Source organism: Neisseria sp. 27098_8_158 (assembly GCF_041433145.1).
Classification (GTDB): Bacteria; Pseudomonadota; Gammaproteobacteria; order Burkholderiales; family Neisseriaceae; genus Neisseria; species Neisseria subflava_E.
Genome location: NZ_JAPWAZ010000002.1, coordinates 319,189 through 337,801 on the forward strand (window position 1 = coordinate 319,189; position 18,613 = coordinate 337,801).

Annotated in this window: 23 protein-coding genes; 19 read left to right on the forward strand and 4 right to left on the reverse strand. The window is 47.3% G+C overall.

What is annotated here, in order from left to right; genetic code table 11:
* The first annotated feature begins 6 nt into the window (after positions 1 to 6).
* From O3681_RS07105 to O3681_RS07115, 3 genes are all read left to right on the forward strand, one after another.
* Positions 7 to 522: a phage major tail tube protein gene (locus O3681_RS07105; RefSeq protein ID WP_063068503.1), complete on the forward strand. Its 516-nt coding sequence runs from the start codon at positions 7 to 9 to the stop codon at positions 520 to 522.
* A gap of 102 nt (positions 523 to 624) precedes the next feature.
* Positions 625 to 921, forward strand: a complete 297-nt coding sequence (locus O3681_RS07110) for a phage tail assembly protein (RefSeq protein WP_049322394.1) — start codon at positions 625 to 627, stop codon at positions 919 to 921.
* Between the two features lie 22 nt (positions 922 to 943).
* Complete coding sequence (locus tag O3681_RS07115; RefSeq protein WP_232445004.1) at positions 944 to 1,084, forward strand: GpE family phage tail protein; 141 nt, start codon at positions 944 to 946, stop codon at positions 1,082 to 1,084.
* Here O3681_RS07115 and O3681_RS07120 read toward each other — a convergent pair.
* Positions 1,081 to 1,287 carry a hypothetical protein gene (locus O3681_RS07120; RefSeq protein WP_371459606.1) on the reverse strand — a complete coding sequence of 69 codons (207 nt, stop codon included), beginning with the start codon at positions 1,285 to 1,287 and terminating at the stop codon, positions 1,081 to 1,083. The genes O3681_RS07115 and O3681_RS07120 overlap by 4 nt on opposite strands.
* Positions 1,288 to 1,324: 37 nt before the next feature.
* Between O3681_RS07120 and O3681_RS07125 the strand changes: the two genes are divergently transcribed.
* From O3681_RS07125 to O3681_RS07190, 14 genes are all read left to right on the forward strand, one after another.
* Positions 1,325 to 3,595 carry a phage tail tape measure protein gene (locus O3681_RS07125; RefSeq protein WP_371459607.1) on the forward strand — a complete coding sequence of 757 codons (2,271 nt, stop codon included), beginning with the start codon at positions 1,325 to 1,327 and terminating at the stop codon, positions 3,593 to 3,595.
* A complete protein-coding gene (locus O3681_RS07130; protein WP_263341268.1) occupies positions 3,595 to 4,491 on the forward strand; it encodes a phage tail protein in 897 nt (298 codons plus the stop codon). Before O3681_RS07125 ends, O3681_RS07130 begins: the two co-directional genes overlap by 1 nt.
* Positions 4,488 to 4,706: a tail protein X gene (locus tag O3681_RS07135; protein WP_049322398.1), complete on the forward strand. Its 219-nt coding sequence runs from the start codon at positions 4,488 to 4,490 to the stop codon at positions 4,704 to 4,706. Before O3681_RS07130 ends, O3681_RS07135 begins: the two co-directional genes overlap by 4 nt.
* Positions 4,707 to 4,727: 21 nt before the next feature.
* Positions 4,728 to 5,828, forward strand: a complete 1,101-nt coding sequence (locus O3681_RS07140; protein ID WP_371459608.1) for a phage late control D family protein — start codon at positions 4,728 to 4,730, stop codon at positions 5,826 to 5,828.
* Positions 5,794 to 6,420, forward strand: coding sequence for a phage baseplate assembly protein V (locus tag O3681_RS07145; RefSeq protein ID WP_371459609.1), 627 nt, complete (start codon positions 5,794 to 5,796; stop codon positions 6,418 to 6,420). The genes O3681_RS07140 and O3681_RS07145 overlap by 35 nt, the downstream gene beginning before the upstream one ends.
* A 78-nt stretch (positions 6,421 to 6,498) precedes the next feature.
* On the forward strand, positions 6,499 to 6,876 hold the full coding sequence (locus O3681_RS07150; protein ID WP_049322400.1) for a GPW/gp25 family protein: 378 nt from the start codon (positions 6,499 to 6,501) through the stop codon (positions 6,874 to 6,876).
* Positions 6,867 to 8,033 (forward strand): baseplate J/gp47 family protein, encoded by a 1,167-nt coding sequence (locus tag O3681_RS07155; RefSeq protein WP_049322401.1) that lies wholly within the window; start codon positions 6,867 to 6,869, stop codon positions 8,031 to 8,033. The genes O3681_RS07150 and O3681_RS07155 overlap by 10 nt, the downstream gene beginning before the upstream one ends.
* Complete coding sequence (locus O3681_RS07160; RefSeq protein WP_049332806.1) at positions 8,026 to 8,604, forward strand: phage tail protein; 579 nt, start codon at positions 8,026 to 8,028, stop codon at positions 8,602 to 8,604. The genes O3681_RS07155 and O3681_RS07160 overlap by 8 nt, the downstream gene beginning before the upstream one ends.
* Positions 8,605 to 8,606: 2 nt before the next feature.
* Complete coding sequence (locus O3681_RS07165; RefSeq protein ID WP_371459610.1) at positions 8,607 to 11,021, forward strand: tail fiber domain-containing protein; 2,415 nt, start codon at positions 8,607 to 8,609, stop codon at positions 11,019 to 11,021.
* A complete protein-coding gene (locus O3681_RS07170) occupies positions 11,018 to 11,641 on the forward strand; it encodes a hypothetical protein (RefSeq protein ID WP_371459611.1) in 624 nt (207 codons plus the stop codon). The genes O3681_RS07165 and O3681_RS07170 overlap by 4 nt, the downstream gene beginning before the upstream one ends.
* Positions 11,642 to 11,643: 2 nt before the next feature.
* The gene (locus tag O3681_RS07175) at positions 11,644 to 12,111 is read left to right on the forward strand and encodes a hypothetical protein (RefSeq protein WP_371459612.1); all 468 of its coding nucleotides are present in this window, start codon (positions 11,644 to 11,646) and stop codon (positions 12,109 to 12,111) included.
* 1 nt (position 12,112) lies between these two features.
* Positions 12,113 to 13,324 carry a hypothetical protein gene (locus tag O3681_RS07180; RefSeq protein WP_371459613.1) on the forward strand — a complete coding sequence of 404 codons (1,212 nt, stop codon included), beginning with the start codon at positions 12,113 to 12,115 and terminating at the stop codon, positions 13,322 to 13,324.
* 139 nt (positions 13,325 to 13,463) lie between these two features.
* Entirely contained in the window at positions 13,464 to 13,571 is a 108-nt protein-coding gene (locus tag O3681_RS07185) for a Com family DNA-binding transcriptional regulator (RefSeq protein ID WP_107831888.1), read from the forward strand.
* 50 nt (positions 13,572 to 13,621) lie between these two features.
* Positions 13,622 to 14,392, forward strand: a complete 771-nt coding sequence (locus tag O3681_RS07190) for a DNA adenine methylase (RefSeq protein ID WP_293198376.1) — start codon at positions 13,622 to 13,624, stop codon at positions 14,390 to 14,392.
* Positions 14,393 to 14,578: 186 nt separating this feature from the next.
* Here the strand turns inward: O3681_RS07190 and O3681_RS07195 are convergent, their stop codons facing one another.
* The 3 genes from O3681_RS07195 to cyaY all read right to left on the reverse strand — a co-directional run bounded on the left by O3681_RS07195 (position 14,579) and on the right by cyaY (position 17,039).
* Positions 14,579 to 15,970 carry a hypothetical protein gene (locus O3681_RS07195; RefSeq protein WP_371459614.1) on the reverse strand — a complete coding sequence of 464 codons (1,392 nt, stop codon included), beginning with the start codon at positions 15,968 to 15,970 and terminating at the stop codon, positions 14,579 to 14,581.
* 184 nt (positions 15,971 to 16,154) lie between these two features.
* On the reverse strand, positions 16,155 to 16,661 hold the full coding sequence (luxS, locus tag O3681_RS07200) for an S-ribosylhomocysteine lyase (protein WP_004518928.1): 507 nt from the start codon (positions 16,659 to 16,661) through the stop codon (positions 16,155 to 16,157).
* 54 nt (positions 16,662 to 16,715) lie between these two features.
* Positions 16,716 to 17,039 carry an iron donor protein CyaY gene (gene cyaY / locus O3681_RS07205; RefSeq protein ID WP_107723773.1) on the reverse strand — a complete coding sequence of 108 codons (324 nt, stop codon included), beginning with the start codon at positions 17,037 to 17,039 and terminating at the stop codon, positions 16,716 to 16,718.
* 71 nt (positions 17,040 to 17,110) lie between these two features.
* On the opposite strand from cyaY, the gene O3681_RS07210 reads away from it, so the two are divergent.
* Positions 17,111 to 17,281, forward strand: coding sequence for a lipoprotein (locus tag O3681_RS07210; RefSeq protein WP_036472795.1), 171 nt, complete (start codon positions 17,111 to 17,113; stop codon positions 17,279 to 17,281).
* 16 nt (positions 17,282 to 17,297) lie between these two features.
* Positions 17,298 to 18,518 carry a diaminopimelate decarboxylase gene (lysA, locus tag O3681_RS07215; protein ID WP_371459615.1) on the forward strand — a complete coding sequence of 407 codons (1,221 nt, stop codon included), beginning with the start codon at positions 17,298 to 17,300 and terminating at the stop codon, positions 18,516 to 18,518.
* Positions 18,519 to 18,613 lie beyond the last annotated feature (95 nt).

Here is an 18,613-nt window from a genome sequence, read left to right on the forward strand (position 1 = left end):
TGAAACATGGCGCAATTAAATGCAATCTACAATGCCAACGTCTATATCGACGGCAATAATCTGTTGGGCAAGGCCTCTGAAATTACCGCGCCCGAAGTCGAGTACACCATGGATGAAGTCACTGGCTTGGGTCTTTTCGGCACCATCAAGCTGCCTAGCGGCATGGAAGCATTGGAATCCGAAATTAAATGGAACAGCTTCTATCCCGAAGTGGCTGCGCGTAGTAAAAATCCGTTTAAAGCGGTGCAGCTGATGATTCGTTCCAACCTGCAAACATTCGACGCAGCAGGTTTGCAGAAAGAAGTGCCGATGGTCACTACCATGACCGGCACATTCGGCAAAGATGCGTTGGGTGGCTTTAAACCAAAAGAAAAGGCAGAGTTTTCCAGCACCTTCCATGTAAATGAAGTACGCCAAGTCGCTGATGGTCGAGAGCTCTTCTACTACAACTCCTTCAATAATATTCTGCGCGTGGACGGCGTAGATGTATTGGCACAGATGCGTAAAAACATCGGTGCATAAGTATTAAAACACATTAAAAGCCGGTTCAGACGGCCTTTGGCAGAATTGCTGTATCTTTCTTGGGTACAGCAATTTTTTATTGATTTTCAAAAGGATTAAATGATGACTGAAGCACAAAAACTGCAAGAAAACTTGGGTGCAACCAAAACTGTAAAGCTTAAATATCCTGTACGTTTGGCGACGGGCGAAAACCTGACTGAACTGAAACTGCGCCGTCCGCGTGTGGGTGATTTGCGTGCTGTGGCGCACTTGAGCAGCGATGCCGAGCAGGAGTTGACGATTTTCGCGCGCATCACAGGTTTGGTGCCTGAAGATTTGGACGAGCTGGATTTGTATGACTATAAACAGGTGCAAGACTGGTTTCGTCGCTCACAAGAAGACGAAGCCGCTGCTGAGTAATGAAGAAGCTGATGAGCAGCTTTTGAATGCTGTTGCTGATTTGGCTTGGTGGTTTGGCTGGAGCGTACAAGAGGTGTATGCCATGCCGCTTGATGAGTTTGAAGACTGGCAAAAAGAAGCAGCCCGCCAAATCAAGGCGGGCTACAGGAAGTCTTCAATTTAGTTTCGGGTAAAAAATTTATAGAGAACACCCAAAAAGGCGATGAGTAATATTACTGGGATTAAAGTGAGCGGAGCGAAAATGCCGTAAGCAATCCCCATCGCCCAATTTCCTTTAATGCTACCGATTATGAATCCTAGAAGGATTGCTGCTGAAACCAGTTTTTCAGCTGGGAAGTCGATAGCAAAATCAAAAAATTTATTCATTTTTAAATCCCTCAATATCTACTTAGGATAATAAATCATGTCCGCAGATTTGGCAATCGGTGTAAAGGTCGGTTTTGCTGCCGGTGCAGCGATTTCAGGTCTGAAAAATCTTAAAGGTTCAATCAAAAGTCTGAATGACGAACAACAACGCTTGTCTGCACGGCAACGTTTGATTGGTCAGACTTTGCAAAATCCGCTGCGGATGTCACGGCAACGCGTAAATGAATTACGGCGTGAATATACCCAACTTGGCACAGCTATCGATAAAGTTCGTAAAAAACAACTCAAACTTTCCAATATTGATACAAAACTTGGTCATCTGAAAGAACAGCGTGGAAAAATGCGCGAACAGGTAATGTCAGTTGTATCAATTGGTGCGACGGCTGTTGTCCCGGTCAAATTGGCCATGGACTTTGAATCTTCAATGGCTGATGTGAAAAAAGTTGTGGACTTTGATACACCACAGCAATTCAAGCAAATGGGCAATGATATTCTCGCCCTAACCCGCAAAATTCCAATGGCGGCAGAAGAATTGGCCGCTATTGCTGCTTCGGGCGGTCAACTTGGTATAGCTCGGAACGATATTATTGGCTTTACGGAAACGATTGCCAAGATGTCGGTTGCTTTTGATATGTCCGCAGATCAGGCCGGTGAAAGTATGGCTAAGCTGGCCAATGTCTATAAGATTCCTATTGAGCAGATTGGTAAGCTTGGCGATGCAATTAACCATTTATCCAATAATAGCCCCGCAAAAGCTTCAGATATTGTCAATGCATTAGGACGTGTCGGTGGTGTGGCCAAACAGTTTGGATTGACTGAGCTACAGACTGCCTCTTTAGCAAATACTTTTATCAGTTTGGGTAAGTCTCCCGAGGTTGCCGGTACGGCAATTAATGGGATGCTGACCAAGTTGATGACTGCCGACAAACAAGGGAAAAAATTTCAAGCAACCTTGCAGATGATGGGTCTGGAATCAAAAGATTTGAAAAAAGCGATTTCCGAAAATGGGGAACAAGCTTTACAGGATTTTTTGAAGACATTGAATAAGCTGCCCAAAGAACAACAAATGGGTGCATTGGTTGATTTATTCGGATTGGAGTACGCGGATGACATCGCAGTCTTGGCTGGTAATGTAGATCTTTACGAGAAATCAATCAGAGCTTTAAAGGATACAGGAAAAGATGGCAAATTGAGTTTCGAAGGTTCGATGAGTAAAGAGTTTGCTGCTCGCTCAGAGACTACAGCTGCCAATTGGGAAATCTTTAAAAACAGCTTGAAAGAGTTGGGGATTGTTATTGGCTCGACATTACTACCAGCGATTAATTCTTTAATGTCATCTATCGCGCCCATTATTCATAGTATTTCTGATTGGGCGGCTGCCAATCCTACATTGACCCGTACTCTGATTGGTTTTATAGGTGGTTTGGCCTTATTTAAAACCACGCTCCTTGGCGGTATGTTTATCGTCAATATCTTCCGCACGGGGATTTTACAGATTACCGGCCTGTTCATGCGTTTAGGTATGTTCTTGATGGCCAATCCTATTGGTATTGCTATAGGCTTATTAGCTGTGGCTGCATATTTGCTTTATGACAATTGGTCTGCTGTCGTTGGTGGTGCAAAGGCATTATGGCAAAGCTTGGTAACATTTTTCAGTGGACTTTGGGCAAAAATCACAGCCTTTTTCAGTAGTGGCATAGGCAATATTGCAGAAACCATTCTCAATTTTTCACCACTCGGTTTGTTCTATCAGGCATTTGCTGGTGTGATGAGCTGGTTTGGAGTAACCCTACCGTCAACCTTTTCCGGCTTTGGTCGGATGCTGATTCAGGGATTGATCAATGGCATTAAATCAGCGGCGGCAGCTGTATATAACACAATTGCATCTATCGGTAATTCAATTAAGGCAAAATTCCAGGCGGTAATGGATATCCATTCTCCAAGTCGTGAATTCCGCCGTTTCGGTGGCTTTATCACTCAAGGTTTGGACATCGGTATCCGTCGCACGGCCAGTCGGCCAATCGGTACTATCGGCACATGGGCAGGCCGTCTGAAAGACAGTTTTACGAACCGTGTCGGTCAGTTACGTGCTGATGTCGCTGCGCGTGTATCCGGTCATCGTGCAGATTTCGAGCAGGCGCGGCAGGCTGCGTCCGCCACTGGCGGTGTGACCATCCATTTTAATCCGACCATCAACGCGCCAGGTGGTAACCCTGCACAAATTCAGACGGCCTTGCAAATGGGCTTACGCGAATTTGAAACGCTGTTTCAACGTATGATGGCCGACCGTGAACGGAGGGCTTTCTGATGTATGCAATGTTGGGCGACGTGAGATTTGAGACCTTGCAAAGTTTTTCCAGCCTGGAAGCGCAGCACTCGGCCAAGTTTGCCAAGCATGAAGTGCTTAAGGGAAGACCACGCCTGCAGGCGATGGAAAATGAGCTGACCACGCTGAGATTTGGGTTAAAGCTGCATTGGATGTTGGGCAATCCTGACACGGCCTACAAGGGCTTGCTGGCTGCTCTGGAGGCGCAGCAAGCGGTGTCGTTGGTTTATGGTTCAGGTCGATTTGTCGGCTGGTTTGTAATTGAAAGCCTGACCGAGCGCACGTTGATTCAGGACAGTAAAGGCCGAACGGCCGCGCGTGAGTTGGACGTTGAGTTGACTGAATTTGTCGGCGACCCAAATAACCCACTGCCAACACCAGCGATTATCAGCGGCAAACAAAATCCATTACTGTCCCTGCTGCCCGAGTCGGTTCAGGCACAGGCGTCTGAGGTAATCAAAGCGGTTGAGACAGGAGTAAAAATTTATAGGGCTGCAGAAAGTGGCATTGAACAAGTGCAAGGCATTATTACAGCGGCGAAAGAGCTAAAAAATGATCCTGCCGGACTTTTGCACTTGGTCGGTGATGCACTTGGTGTTGCTGCGCCGGTTCTACAAAACTTGAACGGCATTGGAGAAGTGACGGCTGTTGTTGGTGACTTGACGAGCGCAACAAAACTGGCAGAGCAGCTCGGTATGGCTGGAAATGCACTTGGTAATACGGTTGCAAGCCTAAGATCGGGTTATGAGAGCGGTTCAGTCGGAGGTTGGTTGGATGCCGCCGGGTCATCCATTATGACGGCAACAGAGGCGATGGCGAATGGAGCGTCAGCAGTTGAAACTTTGACTGGATGGCTTGCAACACGGAGTGATTCATGAGTGCAGTTTTACGTTATATAACTAAAGACGGTGACCGCTGGGATTTGATTGCCCATAAGCACTACGGCAATGCGCTGCTGATTGACGGCCTTATTGCGGCAAATCCGCATTTGCCGTTGGCTGAAGAGTTTGTCAGTGGTTTGACAGTATTTGTTCCAGTATTGGAAAGCAAACCTAAAAACAATCAGGCCGATTTACCGCCTTGGCTGCGTTAAGGCCGTCTGAAAAGGAAGACTATGAATATTTCGTCTTTATTGTCCGGCTTGGCCGTGCAAGGCGGTTCGGGCGGTACACACCCGGTAACCAAGCCGGATTTCACACTGAGCTACGAAAACAAAGACATCACCGGCGACATTGCACCGTATCTGATTTCCTTCGTTTATACAGATTATCTTGAGGGGCAATCTGATGAACTACAGGTAGAATTTGAAGATACCGACGGCCGCTGGTTGCGTGGCTGGTATCCTGAGCAAGGCGATGCACTTGCGTTGAGTTTGGGCGACCAATTTACCGGTTTGGTGGCATTGGGCAGCTTTGAAATCGCTGAAATTGAGTATAACCATCCTCCGTCAACGGTAAGCATAAAGGCATTGGCAGCTGGTATCAGCAAAGCCAGCCGTACCTTAAAAGGTCGTGCGTATGAAAATACCACGCTTGCAGAGATCGTTCGTCAAGTGGCTGCCCGTCTTAAATTGGAGCCATCCGGTCAAGTGAAAGACATAAAAATTAAGCGTATAACCCAGTATCAGGAGCGTGATATTGAGTTTCTGAGTCGCTTGGCCAAAGAGTATGGCCACACTTTCAAGATTGTTGGGAATAAGCTGGTGTTTGCAGATAATGCCACGCTGAAAGAGCGTGAAGTAGTGGTGGTATTGAGTCCGGAAGATATGACGCGAATTCGGCTGCGAGATCTGATTAAAGGTGTGCCGACTCAGGTAGAAATGCGTGGTTATGACCCGAAGACCAAGAAAACGGTGTCGGCCACGCGTAAAACCAAGTCTTTGCGTCCGAAATCTAAACGTGGCCACACTGGTGACACTTTAAAAATTGTGCCGAATAAAGGCGAGAGCCAAGCGCAGCTTAATGCTCGTGCCGATGCTAAATTGGCTGAAGCACAAGACGATCAATGTGCCGGAAACATCACCTTGTTCGGCAACGCGCTGCTGGTTGCAGGGCAAACCGTTCGGCTGAAAAACATAGGTAAGTTTTCCGGTAAGTATCTGGTGAAGCAAGCGCGGCATGAATATCGCAGCAACAGTGGCTACACGACAGAGCTGGAGATTAAGATGATTGAGTATATTGATGACGAGGAGCAGCAGGATGCAACAAACCCATGATTTCGGGGCAACCCTACAATTCGGCGTGGTATCGGCGGTAGATGAAGCCGGTCACAATCTGCGCGTCAAAATCCCTGCTCTGGAAGACATGGAAACTGACTGGCTGCCGATGGTTACACCGGCTGCTGGTGGCAATCAGTTTTACAGCCTGCCCGACGAAGGTGAGCAAGTTGTCTGCTTGCTGGACGCTCGCGGCGAAAACGGCTGTGTGATTGGCGCAATTTACAGCACGGCCGATAAGCCTCCTGCAAGCAGTAAAGACAAATGGATACGCCGATTTAAAAATGGCACTGTGATTGAGCATGACCGTTCCAGCGGGGATGTTTCTGTTCAGACTGACGGAGTGGTTAAAATTAAATCTGGAGCCAAAGTGTCTATCGAAACTCCAGAAACGATGGTTAGCGGAAATACGACTGTCAATGGATTGTTGACTTATACAGCTGGTCTGTCAGCAGTTAATTCAGGTGGTGGTGATGCTGCAAATATTGAGGGTACTATGGTAGTGAATGGTGAGATTATCCTCAATGGAATTCCTTTGTCCAAACATAAACATCCCGGGGACTCTGGTGGTAAAACTGGTTTACCTGAATAGTCTTTAATCCGTTTTAAAATCAGTTTTAGACGGCCTTTCATAAAATCCCTGTATTCATTACGGATACAGGGATTTCTTATGCAATTCGACACGCCGATTTCCAAACACTGGCAGCTCGCCCCCGGCGACAGCGGCTTGGCTCAGGGCGTGGACGATATTGATCTGTGTATTCATAACATTTTGTCTACGAGAAAAGGCTCGGATGTAACTCGTCCGGACTTTGGCAGCAACCATTTCGATTACATCGACACGCCGGAAGACGTGTTTGTGCCAAATATCGTACGTGAAGTCGTATTGGCTATTCAGACATGGGAAAAACGCGCCGACGTCGAAGACGTAACCTTTAGCGGCCACGCCCCACACATCACCATGACCGTCCGCTGGCGTGTGGCCGATGATGTATCGGGCGAGGTCTATAGCACGGCTGTGAATTTGGAGAATGCAACGTGGATTTAAGCAATTTAAAGCGTGAAGACGTCAAGGTCGTAGATGATGATTTGCAGACGATTTTGGCCGATACCATTGCTAGATATGAGCGCGACAGTGGCAAAACCTTGCAACCGGCTCATATCGAACGTTTGCTGATTAATGTGTACGCCTACCGTGAAGCATTGACTCGTCAGCAGGTGAATGAAGCCTACCGCCAACAGCACGTGCGCTTTGCGACCGGTTTGATGTTGGATTTATGTGGCGACGATGTGGCCACGCCACGATTGGAGGCACAACCTGCTCTGACAACATTGCGATTTTCGTGTGATGCCAACTTGTCTGCAGAACAGGTTTTTATACCGGTTGGTACTCAAGTCAGCGTAGGTGAACTGACTTTTAAAACGACCACATCGGCAACTTTGTCATCCAGCCGTAATACGGTCGATTTACCGGCGCAATGCACAATAACCGGAACAGCCGGAAATGGCTGGACAATCGGTCAAATCAATACTTTGGTCAAGCCACTGCATGATGAGATTGATGTTGAGGTCAGCAATATTACTGTATCGTCCGGCGGAGTTGTTATTGAGAGTGACGACTCCTACCGAGAGCGTATTTTGCTTGCCTTTGAAGCATTTTCAGTCGGAGGACCGAGAAAGGCTTACGAGTATTACGCGCGCAGGGTTTCACAAGCGATTGTTGGTGTCCACGTCGGCAACGATGTTGATTCTTCCGGAAACGCGATTGGCGGCACGGTAGCCGTTACGTTGCTGACGACTGACGGACTGCCCGGCCAAGAATTGATTGACAAGGTGTCAGCGGCATTGAGCGATGAGACGGTACGTCCACTCTGTGACACTGTGATCGTGCGTGCGCCAGAAGTGGTGGAATACAAAATTGATGCTCGCTTGGTGCTGTTCAAAGGAGCTGATTCAAAATCGGTCTTAGCTGCAGCCAGCGCGGCTTGGTCAGACTATGAAACCGCCCGCTATTCCAAGCTCGGCAAAGATGTTGTGCCTTTGGATATTCAGACGGCCTTAAAGGTAAGCGGCGTGTACAACGTCATTTTGTCCAATCAGTATGGCGAATTGCGCGACAGCGATGTCATTTTGATTGCACCTAATCAATGGGCGCGGTGCGTGTCATTTGGGCTGTCCGTCGATATGGAGCAGCAGGATGGCTAAGCTCAAATATGCCTTAATTATCGACCAAGACCCACGCTTTACGCGTTTGGCTAATCTCAGTAATGGTTACAGACGACTCACACTCACTAAGCTCATGCCACGTTTGCTTGAGCAAGTAGATGATAAACACCTTGAGCTGTTGGCCGAGAGCCGAAGCATGGTTGGCTCAGACGGTTATTGGTTGGCCAAAGACAATAAAACCCGTCGCAAGCTCATTAAAGATGCCGTATTTTTGCACCGCCGCAAAGGTACACCTTGGGCAGTACGTGAAATTTGCCGCCGTTTGGGTTTCGGCGAAATCGGTCTGATTGAAGGGCTTGGTGGCCAAATCTACGACGGCAGTATTAATCACAAAGGCATTTATATGTATGGCGACCACCGTTTGTGGGCGCATTACTCAATTACTTTCAGTCGACCTATTACCAATACAGAAGCCCGTCTGTTGCGGGAAACACTTCCGGCCTTTGCACCAGCACGCTGCGTGTTGGTGCGTTTGGACTATCAGGACACGCCGCTTTATTACAACGGCAAAGTCAATTTTGACGGCGATTACAATTTCGGAGCAGCTTAAAGATGGCAACAATACAAGAAAATAAAGTCACCCCAGAATGGGTGGACGACTTATATCAAATCGAAATGACCGACCCAGTTATGGGAGGGGCAGATGGTGTAGCGAATCGCCAGGCCAAGCAGTTGGGAGCGCGAACACAGTGGCTGAAGAAGAAGTATGAAAATCAAGAAGATGAATTTAATAAATATAAAAAATCCGTTGAATCAGCTACAGAGCTCGAAGCGGGGGTTACTAAACTAACTTCTGACATCGTTAGACATAAGGATGATGGTGGTTATGCAGTCACTCCTAAAGCTGTTGTGGATTACCTCGCTTCCCAAAGTGCATCAGTCAAAGATGTAAATGAATTAAGAAGCTACGAAAGTAACGGTTTATATGTCAATGTGAGTGGTTATTACGCGTCTACCCCTGGTATTGGTGGTGGGCTGTTTGTCGCAGCCCCAAATGACAAAACCAGTGTCGACAATGGCGGTACCATTATCGTTGCCTCCAACGGTATGCGTTGGCACCGTCTGCATTTTGGTGTCTTAAGTTTACGTGATTTTGGATATGACTCCAACCGCAACAATGAAGTTTCCGCATTTAACGCTGCTGATACTGCTGGTTTAAATGTGGTGATGGATTGTTTAGGATTGACTATTGATGTTGGCAATAACTATCCGCATGGCAATAAATATACAAACGGAAAATTTAACATCAACGGAAAAATTGTTGATGTGCAATATCAGACACCCCGCACGGGCATTGGCCGTTTTATTACTGGTTCTGGTGCAGCAGCCAACCTCAAATCGAATGAATGGACCGGTGCAGGTTTAATCGCTATTGGCGAAGGCGCAATGGAGCAGATGGAAAAATGCGTTTCCGCAATCGCTATTGGTGACCGTGCGCAGGGCTTTTCTAAAGTAAGCAGGGATAATATTGCTATTGGACCTGACAGCTTAATCAACGTACAAGCTGAAACAGAATGGTATGACCAGTCAAAAATGGCTGGCACGCGCAACATCGGCATTGGCGGCAATGCAGGCCGTGCAATCACAAGTGGCTTTTCAAATGTTGCAATTGGGCGCAACGCCGGGCAAGGCTTAGGCGAAGGCTCATCAAATATTGCACTTGGCGCAGGTGCGCTGGCTGGTACTGCCCCAGTCGGATTAACGGGCGACATCGAAGTTTTCTGGCCATCCCAAACCTCAAAAACAATCGCAATCGGCGAAGCTGTACTGCAATCATATCAAGGCCGCGCAGCTCAAACTGCCATTGGCGGGAGCGCGGCGCGAAATACAAAAATGGCCGAAAAAGTTACCGTAATCGGCGCGGCGGCAATGGAGAACCTGGAAAGAAACCGCGCTCCAAATGGCGGAGATGTTGTCTGGACGGGAACCGAAGTAGGTACCTACGCCCAATCTGGAAAAAGTATTACGCTTACATTTCCCAATATTCGCGGTGTGCAAGCGACTTATTGGGTGGGCATACGCCTTACATCAGGCACGGCGCAAACCTTACAAAACGACGTCGTACCGGCTCAGGTTGTATCGGTGAACGGCAATACATTCACTATTCAAAGCTCTAAAGAGCTGACCGCCGCCGGCGCAGCTGAGCTGAAATATGTCTATTCTGCAAATTCAGCTGCTACTAAAAACGAAGAGTTGACCATCATCGGCTCCAACGCGATGAATAAGGCTTTGACTGCAGGATATTCAACAATCATCGGCGCCGACGCTGCATTGACGGGAGAGAATTATCAAAAAACGACCGCAATCGGGGCGTCATCATTGCGAACAGGCACCCATACTTCAACCACCGCTATTGGGTATTGGACAATCCCTACTGCAAGCAGTGAGCAATGCGTTGTTATTGGTGATAGTGCCGGGTATCGAAATGTACAAGGCGATATTTTAAAAGGCAAAATCACAAACTCCATCGCCATCGGCTATGGCGCAAGAATAAACGGCGACAACGAAATCCAAATCGGCACGACAGGGCAGACTTTATATGCTCCGACCGCGGTGAACATCCGCTCAGACGGCCGCGATAAAGCCGACGTCAAACCGCTGGAAAACGGCCTGAAATTTGTCATGAAATTAAAGCCGGTCACAGGCTACTACGACCGTCGCGATGCTTATGTTGACGAATTGTTTGCCGATTTCCCAGAAGAAGAACGCGCAGCCAAAGTGCGCGAATGGTGGGCAAACCCGAATAAAGACGGTCGACACAAAGAAGACCGATTACAGCATTGGTTTATTGCCCAAGACATCGCCGCCCTAGAGGCAGAATATGGCCGCCTGCCAATGGTCAACATCAAAAACGACACATATACCATCGAATATGAGACTTTTATTCCAGTTTTGACAAAGGCGATACAAGAAATGGCCGACAAAATCGAAAAATTGGAAAATGAAATCAAGGAATTGAAAAAATGACAAGATGTGTAATTGATTCAGACGGCCTGTTCGTAGAAGAGCAATATTTTGACGACGGCCGACAAAGTATCGAGGCCGAATTGCCGACGTCGAAAGAATTTCAATCAGCGAGATGGACGGGAGAGAACTGGGAGATTATTCCCGATTATCGCGGCGTCTTGGTATTTACCAAAGATGGTGAGCAAATCTGGCAACAAATTGGCAGCCTGCCAGACGGCGTCAGCCTGACCCCGCCTGAATCGGCAAATATTGACGGCGTAAAATCCGGAAAACTCGTCGCATTAAATGCTGCCGCTCAGGCTTTTATTAACAAGCACGCCGGTATCGACAGCGTACCTGAATTTGAGTTTGCAAGTTGGTCAATTCAGGCTTCCGAAGCAAAAGCTTGGCAGCTAGATAAAAACGCGCCAACTCCGGTGCTTGACGGTATTGCCACAGCTCGCGGTATTCCCGCTGATGTGCTTAAGTCTGCTGCTTTACGTAAAACGCTGGCCTATGAGCAACTTGCCGCCCATGTGGCAGGCCAGCGCCAAGCACTGCAAAGCAAGATTGAGGCTGCTAAAAAACAATCTGATTTAGACAAAATCGAGATTGCATTCTCCTTGCCGGAGGCTGTCTGAAAATGGCAAAAGTCTATTTGTCTTTATATAAAGGCCGCAAGACGATAAAAACACCCAATGACTTAGCTTTCCGCATCGTCGAATGGGTAATACGCAAAGTTACCGGCGGTCAATATTCTCACTGTGAAATTGCGGTGCCGGTAGCGTTTTCAGACGGCCTCTTTGATTGCTATTCATCATCTTTTCGTGATGGTGGTGTGCGCTGCAAACGTATGCCGTTGCCTGCCGAAAAGTGGGATTTGATTGTGCTGGATAATCAACAAATTGTCATGGAACGTCTGTTTTCTTTGTGGAGAAACACAAAGGGGAAACGCTATGATTTATTGGGTGTGTTATGCGTGACATCGTTTTTCCGTCGTTTTTTGAGGCAGTCGGCAGATAAATGGTTCTGTTCGGAATGGTGCGGGGAAGTAATGGGAATAGCCGAGCCATCATTATGTTCGCCGGTTGACTTGAGAAAGGCCGTCTGAAATGCAGCCGAAAACAAAAAACTTCACTCTTTATCGCGGCGACACGCACTTGTTTAAGGTGAGATTGACCGCTGAATCAACTCCGTTGGATTTGTCTCAAACGCATTTTCAAATGGATATCGTGGCCGGGGATGGTTCGGTAGTTCGTCCTGAAATCAAGGTTGCGGACAATTTGGTTGTATTACTATTTCCGGCCGCCTTAACCCGTAGTTTAACCTGGCTCCGTGCATCTTATGACTTACGTGCGGTTTGCGGCAATGTGGTTAAAACCTATCTGCAAGGCGAGATTCAAGTTAAACCGAGTGTAACGAATGTTGTTGTTGATTTGTCGGATGATGAGCCGGCCTCAGAGACAGTTAATGTTGATGTCAGCGGTCAGGCAATTATTGTGTTGCCGTCAGCTGGTAGCACAACTGATTCTGCGGTTATTGACGGTTTATTGGCCAAGATTCAGCAGCTTGAGGTAGCCGTTAAGGAGGCCGATGAAAGCTCTGAAATCGCAGCATTGTCTGAACAATTGGCCGTTGCTCAAGCGGCAATTAAGTCTGCTGGTTCATTAGAAGGCCGTCTGAAGTTATTGGAAAGTAACAGTGCGAATATTTCTGAACAGGCGGTGGAACTGGCGAAACAAAAGGCTGAGCTGGATAATGCATTGAATAAACTGGTTGAGTCTGATGCAACAGTTTCTGCTTTGAAGAGTCAATTGGAGATCTTGCGTATCCAGTTTGATTCAGCCAAGGGCAGTGATGAGATTGAAGCCCTACATCTGAAAATTTCTAAAGTAATGGCCGACTTGGAAGTTGCAAAGCAGTCCGCCGCCGCAGCTGAAGAAAGTGAGGAGTTGGCTGCGTTACAAAAGAAAATCGAAGACCTACAGACATTATCGGAAACACAGAGCAGTATTACTGCTGAAATTGCAGAACTCAGAAGACTTCTCGGTTTACGTAAATGTGAAAAGATTCATTTGACCCAAGATTTATGGGCAGATGGCGGATATACATGGTTGGAGGCTAAGTTCAAGAATACTTACAATGATCCAAAGGTATATCTGGCTCTTGAACATAAAACGATGGTCGTCTTGTTCCTCAATCATAACTTTGGGGCAAAAACTGACCGTAGCGTCAGAATTCGCACTAATTATGACAAGCCTAAGATTGACGTTGATTACTCTGTCTTCTTATATGTAGAAGAATGGAGCGATTCAATTAGTTAAAAGAGAAACGGCTGCGCGGCGGTGTCCTACCACCGTTCTCCGCGCCAGCCTCAGCAGTCCAGACCTGCGTTAGCCTTTTTTACCGTACCTCGCGCGAGGCACGGTGATTCTATCACTAACGATAAGGGAACTGTGAAAAATGAAATGCCGTTGCAAAAATTGTTTTAAACTTTTGGCTGTTGGCCGTGGCTGCTTTGAAATTAAGTGCCCACGCTGTAAATTGCTGAATCAATTTAAAACGGAGTAATCCAAATCTGAGTGCCTTTGAGTACCTATACTTATATATAAGGAGTAGTTATGACTCAAAAGCCTCTGCCTATCGTCCCATGGATGGGTGGCAAACGCCGTTTGGCAAAACATTTGTTACCCATGTTCCCCGAGCATACTTGTTACGTTGAGCTGTTTGCCGGTGGTGCAGCATTATTCTTTATGCGACCGCAACCAGCAAAGGTTGAAGTATTGAATGACTTGAATGGTCAACTTATCAATCTATATCGTGTTGTACAGCACCATTTTGATGAATTTGTGCGCCAATTCCAATGGACACTAACCAGCCGAGAAGTATTTGCAAGACTCCAATCAACACCTCCTGACTGCATGACCGATATTCAGCGTGCCGCACGTTTTTTCTATCTGCAACATAATGCCTTTGGAGGCAAAATTTGCGATCAGCACTTTGGAACAGCTACAACTGGTAAGGCATGGAATGCAGCTCAAATTGCAGATAAACTTCAAGTTGCTCGTAATCGGTTGAGTGGCGTATATGTGGAAAATGAATCATGGGAGCGTTGTTTTCAACGGTACGACCGAGAGCATACATTTTTCTACGCAGACCCACCGTATTGGCAAACTGCAGGTTATGATCGTTCATTTGATTGGTCTCAGTATGAGCTGCTGGCCAAAATGATGCGCGAATGCAAGGGTAAAGTCATGCTCTCTATTAACGACCACCCAGATATCCGTGAATTGTTTAAAGGCTTCCGGATAACCGAACTTAACCTGGCATATTCTATTAGCCGAGAAAAGACACAAAAAACAAGTGGAGAACTGGTTATCTGTAATTGGTAAAAAGCGACGGTGTCGTCGCGTATAGGAAAAAATCCTGCCTAAGATTGGCAGGATTTGAAAATAGCTTTCACATTATGAAATAAAACAGCACTTCATTTTTCTCAAAAAATCGTCTTATTTATCTCGGCGCGCTTCAAAAGGCCGTCTGAAAATGTTTTCAGACGGCCTTTTTGTATAAAAAACCAATCAACGAGACATCTCGCCTTGAATAGCGCGGATATTTGCTTTACGGGCGTTGATGGTACGGGTCAGTTGTTGGATTTTAATCTGATCGCCTTTTTGTTTGGCCGCATTCAGCTGTGTTTGAAGGCGGGTAATAGCGGCCTGTTCGTTGCGTACTTCGGTCTGCAATATTTGTTTGCGGGTTTCCTTAGGACTTGGCTTAGGAGCCGGCGTAACCACAGGAGCAGTACGGATCACAGGGGCTTTGTATTTGCTGTATGAAGAAGCGCGTGATTTACCCGGACGGTTGCGCAAGATAATATTCAGACGCGGATTGGCGGCTTCGGCTGTGTTGGTTACGCTGGTAATCGGAATATGGGGCAGAATTTTGATATCGTTGTAAACATTGCTCGGATCGAACGGAATATCGGCAGCCGGCTTATATGCATTAGGGAAAGGCGTTTGTACGGATGTTTTGCTTTGATCTACCGGGGAAATCGTTGCAGCAGGTTTATTTGGTACATTTGATTCTGCTGTTGGTGTAACAACGGTTTTAATCGTTTGTTCGTTAGCCGTGTTTGTGACGGCTATTTTTACAGTTTTGGTGTTTTTTGCATTACGTAGGGTTGGAGTTTGGGCTTTGCCTTTACGCTTGGTTTCAACTTTGATAGGTGTTTTGTCAAGTGCTTCATCTGAGGCAGTTACGGTTTGGTTATTTTGTTTGGCCGTAGTGCGATCAGGTGTTTTCGGTAAAACAACAGGATTCTGAATAATTGTTTGGGGAGCTTGAATCGCAGATGCTTTCGGGCGGGTTTGCGTAATAGGAGTGGTAATGGAGTCGGGTATATTGTTTGGAGTTTGATCAGCCGCAGTTTGAGGTTGTGTGGTATCAGGCATGACGTTGAGAACGTCAGTAGTGTCAATTTCAGGTTTTATTGTAGATGGGGTTGTATCACCGAGAATGGCAAGGCCGTCAGCAACATTTTTATCAATTTGAGAAGTTAGACGTGCTTGTGCCATCGGAATGGAAATAGGTGCAGGGATACCGTTTTCATTTCGAGTAACAACGACTGGGGTTTGTACCGCAGGCATTGCTTGAGAAGCATGAACGTAGTCAGTGGCAGATGCTTTAAATTCTGTTGTTTGTACCGTTTTTAAAGCGGACATATCGTTGAGGATAGCAGAACCATTTGTAACGGATTTATTAGTTGGTTCAGATTCAGTGAATACGTTAGGTTCTGCAACAATGCTGCTCTCTGTGGTGGTGTTTGTGTCAACTACGCGGCAGGTATTGTTGAGTGGGTATGAAGCATAAACAGAGATGCCTTCAACATTGCAGACATACTCGGCAGCGTTGGCGGCGGCGGGGAGGGTCAGGCTGAGGGCAATGGCGGTTTTGCAGAAAAACGGTTTCATAAAAGCAATAGAATCAGGTTGTTTGTTTAAAGTGTAATTATACTATGTACACTGTCAGCATCCGCCAACTTATTTTTAGGCGGTGTAAAACTGTGGCTGAAAGGTTGAAAATTGGAATAAAAGGTCTTAGGCCGTCTGAAACTTGTCATATAAAGTTTCAGACGGCCTTTGCTGTCATAGCGTATTAGGCGTTTAACAGGCTTTCGTCCAATGTCAGCTCTTCGTTTTTATTGACGGCTACTTTGCGTGCCAAAACGTTTTGGGCGATTTCGTGCGCTTCGGCAAGCGAGTGCATCAGATAAGTACCGCATTGGTATTCGTTCAGCTCGGGAATTTTGCTTTGGTCTTGAACGGTCAAAACATCCTGCATTGAAGCGAGCCATGCATCGGCCACTTTTTGCTCGTCGGGCGTACCGATGAGGCTCATGTAGAAACCGGTACGGCAGCCCATCGGGGAAATGTCGATGATTTCGACGCCGTTGCCGTTTAAGTGGTCGCGCATAAAGCCTGCGAACAGGTGCTCCAGCGTGTGAATGCCTTTTTCAGGCAGGATTTCTTTGTTGGGAATGCAGAAACGCAGGTCAAACACGGTAATAGTGTCGCCTTTGGGCGTGGTCATGGTTTTTGCCACGCGTACGGCAGGGGCGTGCATACGGGTGTGGTCGACTTTGAAACTGTCTAGTAGGGGCATTTGGGTGTCCTTTGAGGTAAATAGATTTTTAGCTAGGGATATTTGGAGACTGAATCACAATTCCGCAATCTCAACTGCTTCGCCCGAAGCCGCGCTTAGTGCTTCGTTCAAAACGTCGTAGAAATCGCGGCTGTCGCGTGTTGCCAGCCATTTGCCGTTTTGCTCGGCGAAATGGTAGCCACCGCTTTTTGCGGCAATCCACAATTCTTGGTTGGGCGTGTGGCGGTTGACGATGATTTGCGTGCCGTTTCCGGCTTCGATGGTCAGGACGTTTCCGGCAAACTGGCAGTCGAAATCCCAGCCGTTTTCGTCGATTTGGTCTTCGATGTGTTCGAATAATTCTTCGCTCATGCGGATGAATTCGCTTTCGGTCATCATGGCTTTTTGTGTGGTTTTTGTTTAAGATACCGAATCTTGCCACATTCGTAATGATGAAGAAAGTTTTACTGATGAAATACGGCGTATTTTTTGCAGCGGCAACGGCTCTGCTGCTCTCTGCCTGCGGCTACAAAGGCGACCTCTACCTGCCCAAAGAAGGCGACAAGGCGCGCTTCGGCGTGATTCAGACCGGCTTGAAATTCGATACGGCAAAAGAGCCGACCACTCAAACCAACGATTAAAAAAGACTTCACAAACATGACCTTATCCTGCGAACAAATCCCTTATTCCCACCTTGCTGAAGAGTTTGGTACGCCGCTTTATGTGTACAGCAAATCTGCGCTGACCGAGGCGTTTGAAAACTACCAAACCGCGTTTGCTGCTTTAAATCCGCTTGTCTGCTACGCGGTTAAAGCCAATGGCAACCTGAGCATCATCAAGCACTTTGCTTCTTTGGGGAGCGGTTTTGACATTGTGTCCGGCGGCGAGTTGGCGCGTGTTTTGGCGGCCGGCGGCGATGCGGCGAAAACGATTTTTTCCGGTGTGGGCAAGAGTGAGGCAGAAATTGAATTTGCGCTGAATGCAGGCGTGAAATGCTTCAATATGGAAAGCATTCCCGAAATCGACCGTATTCAAAAGGTTGCCGCGCGTTTGGGTAAAGTCGCTCCGGTTTCCCTGCGTGTCAACCCTGATGTCGACGCTAAAACCCATCCTTATATCTCCACCGGCCTGAAAGCCAATAAATTCGGTATTGCCTATGCCGATGCGCTTGAGGCCTATCGTCATGCTTCTCGACAAAGCCATTTGAAAATCGTCGGTATCGACTGCCATATCGGCTCGCAACTGACCGACCTCAGCCCGCTGGTCGAAGCCTGCGAACGTATCTTGGCCTTGGTCGACCAATTGGCAGACGAAGGCATTGTGTTGGAACACTTGGACTTGGGCGGCGGTGTCGGCATTGTTTACCAAGATGAAAATGTGCCTGATTTGGGCGCGTATGCCAAAGAAGTTCAAAAACTGATCGGTACACGCCGTCTGAAACTGGTTCTCGAGCCAGGCCGCAGTTTGGTTGGCAATGCAGGCGCGTTGTTGACGCACGTCGAGTTCGTCAAATATGGCGAAGAGAAAAACTTTGTGATGGTCGATGCGGCGATGAACGATTTGATGCGTCCGGCGCTTTATGATGCCTATCATCACATTGAAGCGGTCGAAACCAAAGACATTGAGCCATTGACGGCCAATATCGTCGGTCCGATTTGCGAAACCGGCGACTTCCTCGGCAAAGACCGCACCATCGCCTGCGAAGAAGGGGATTTGCTGCTTATCCGCAGCGCCGGTGCGTATGGCTCAAGCATGGCGAGCAACTACAACACGCGCAACCGTGCGGCGGAAGTATTGGTTGACGGCAACGAATGCAAACTTATCCGCCAACGTGAAACCGTCGAGCAGCAAATGGCCAACGAATTGGCTTGTTTGTAAGGTTTGATTGTTTAAAAGGCCGTCTGAAAACTTGATTGGCTTTCAGACGGCCTTTGCTATGAAAGAAAAGGGCATGTATCAAACACGCCCTTTTT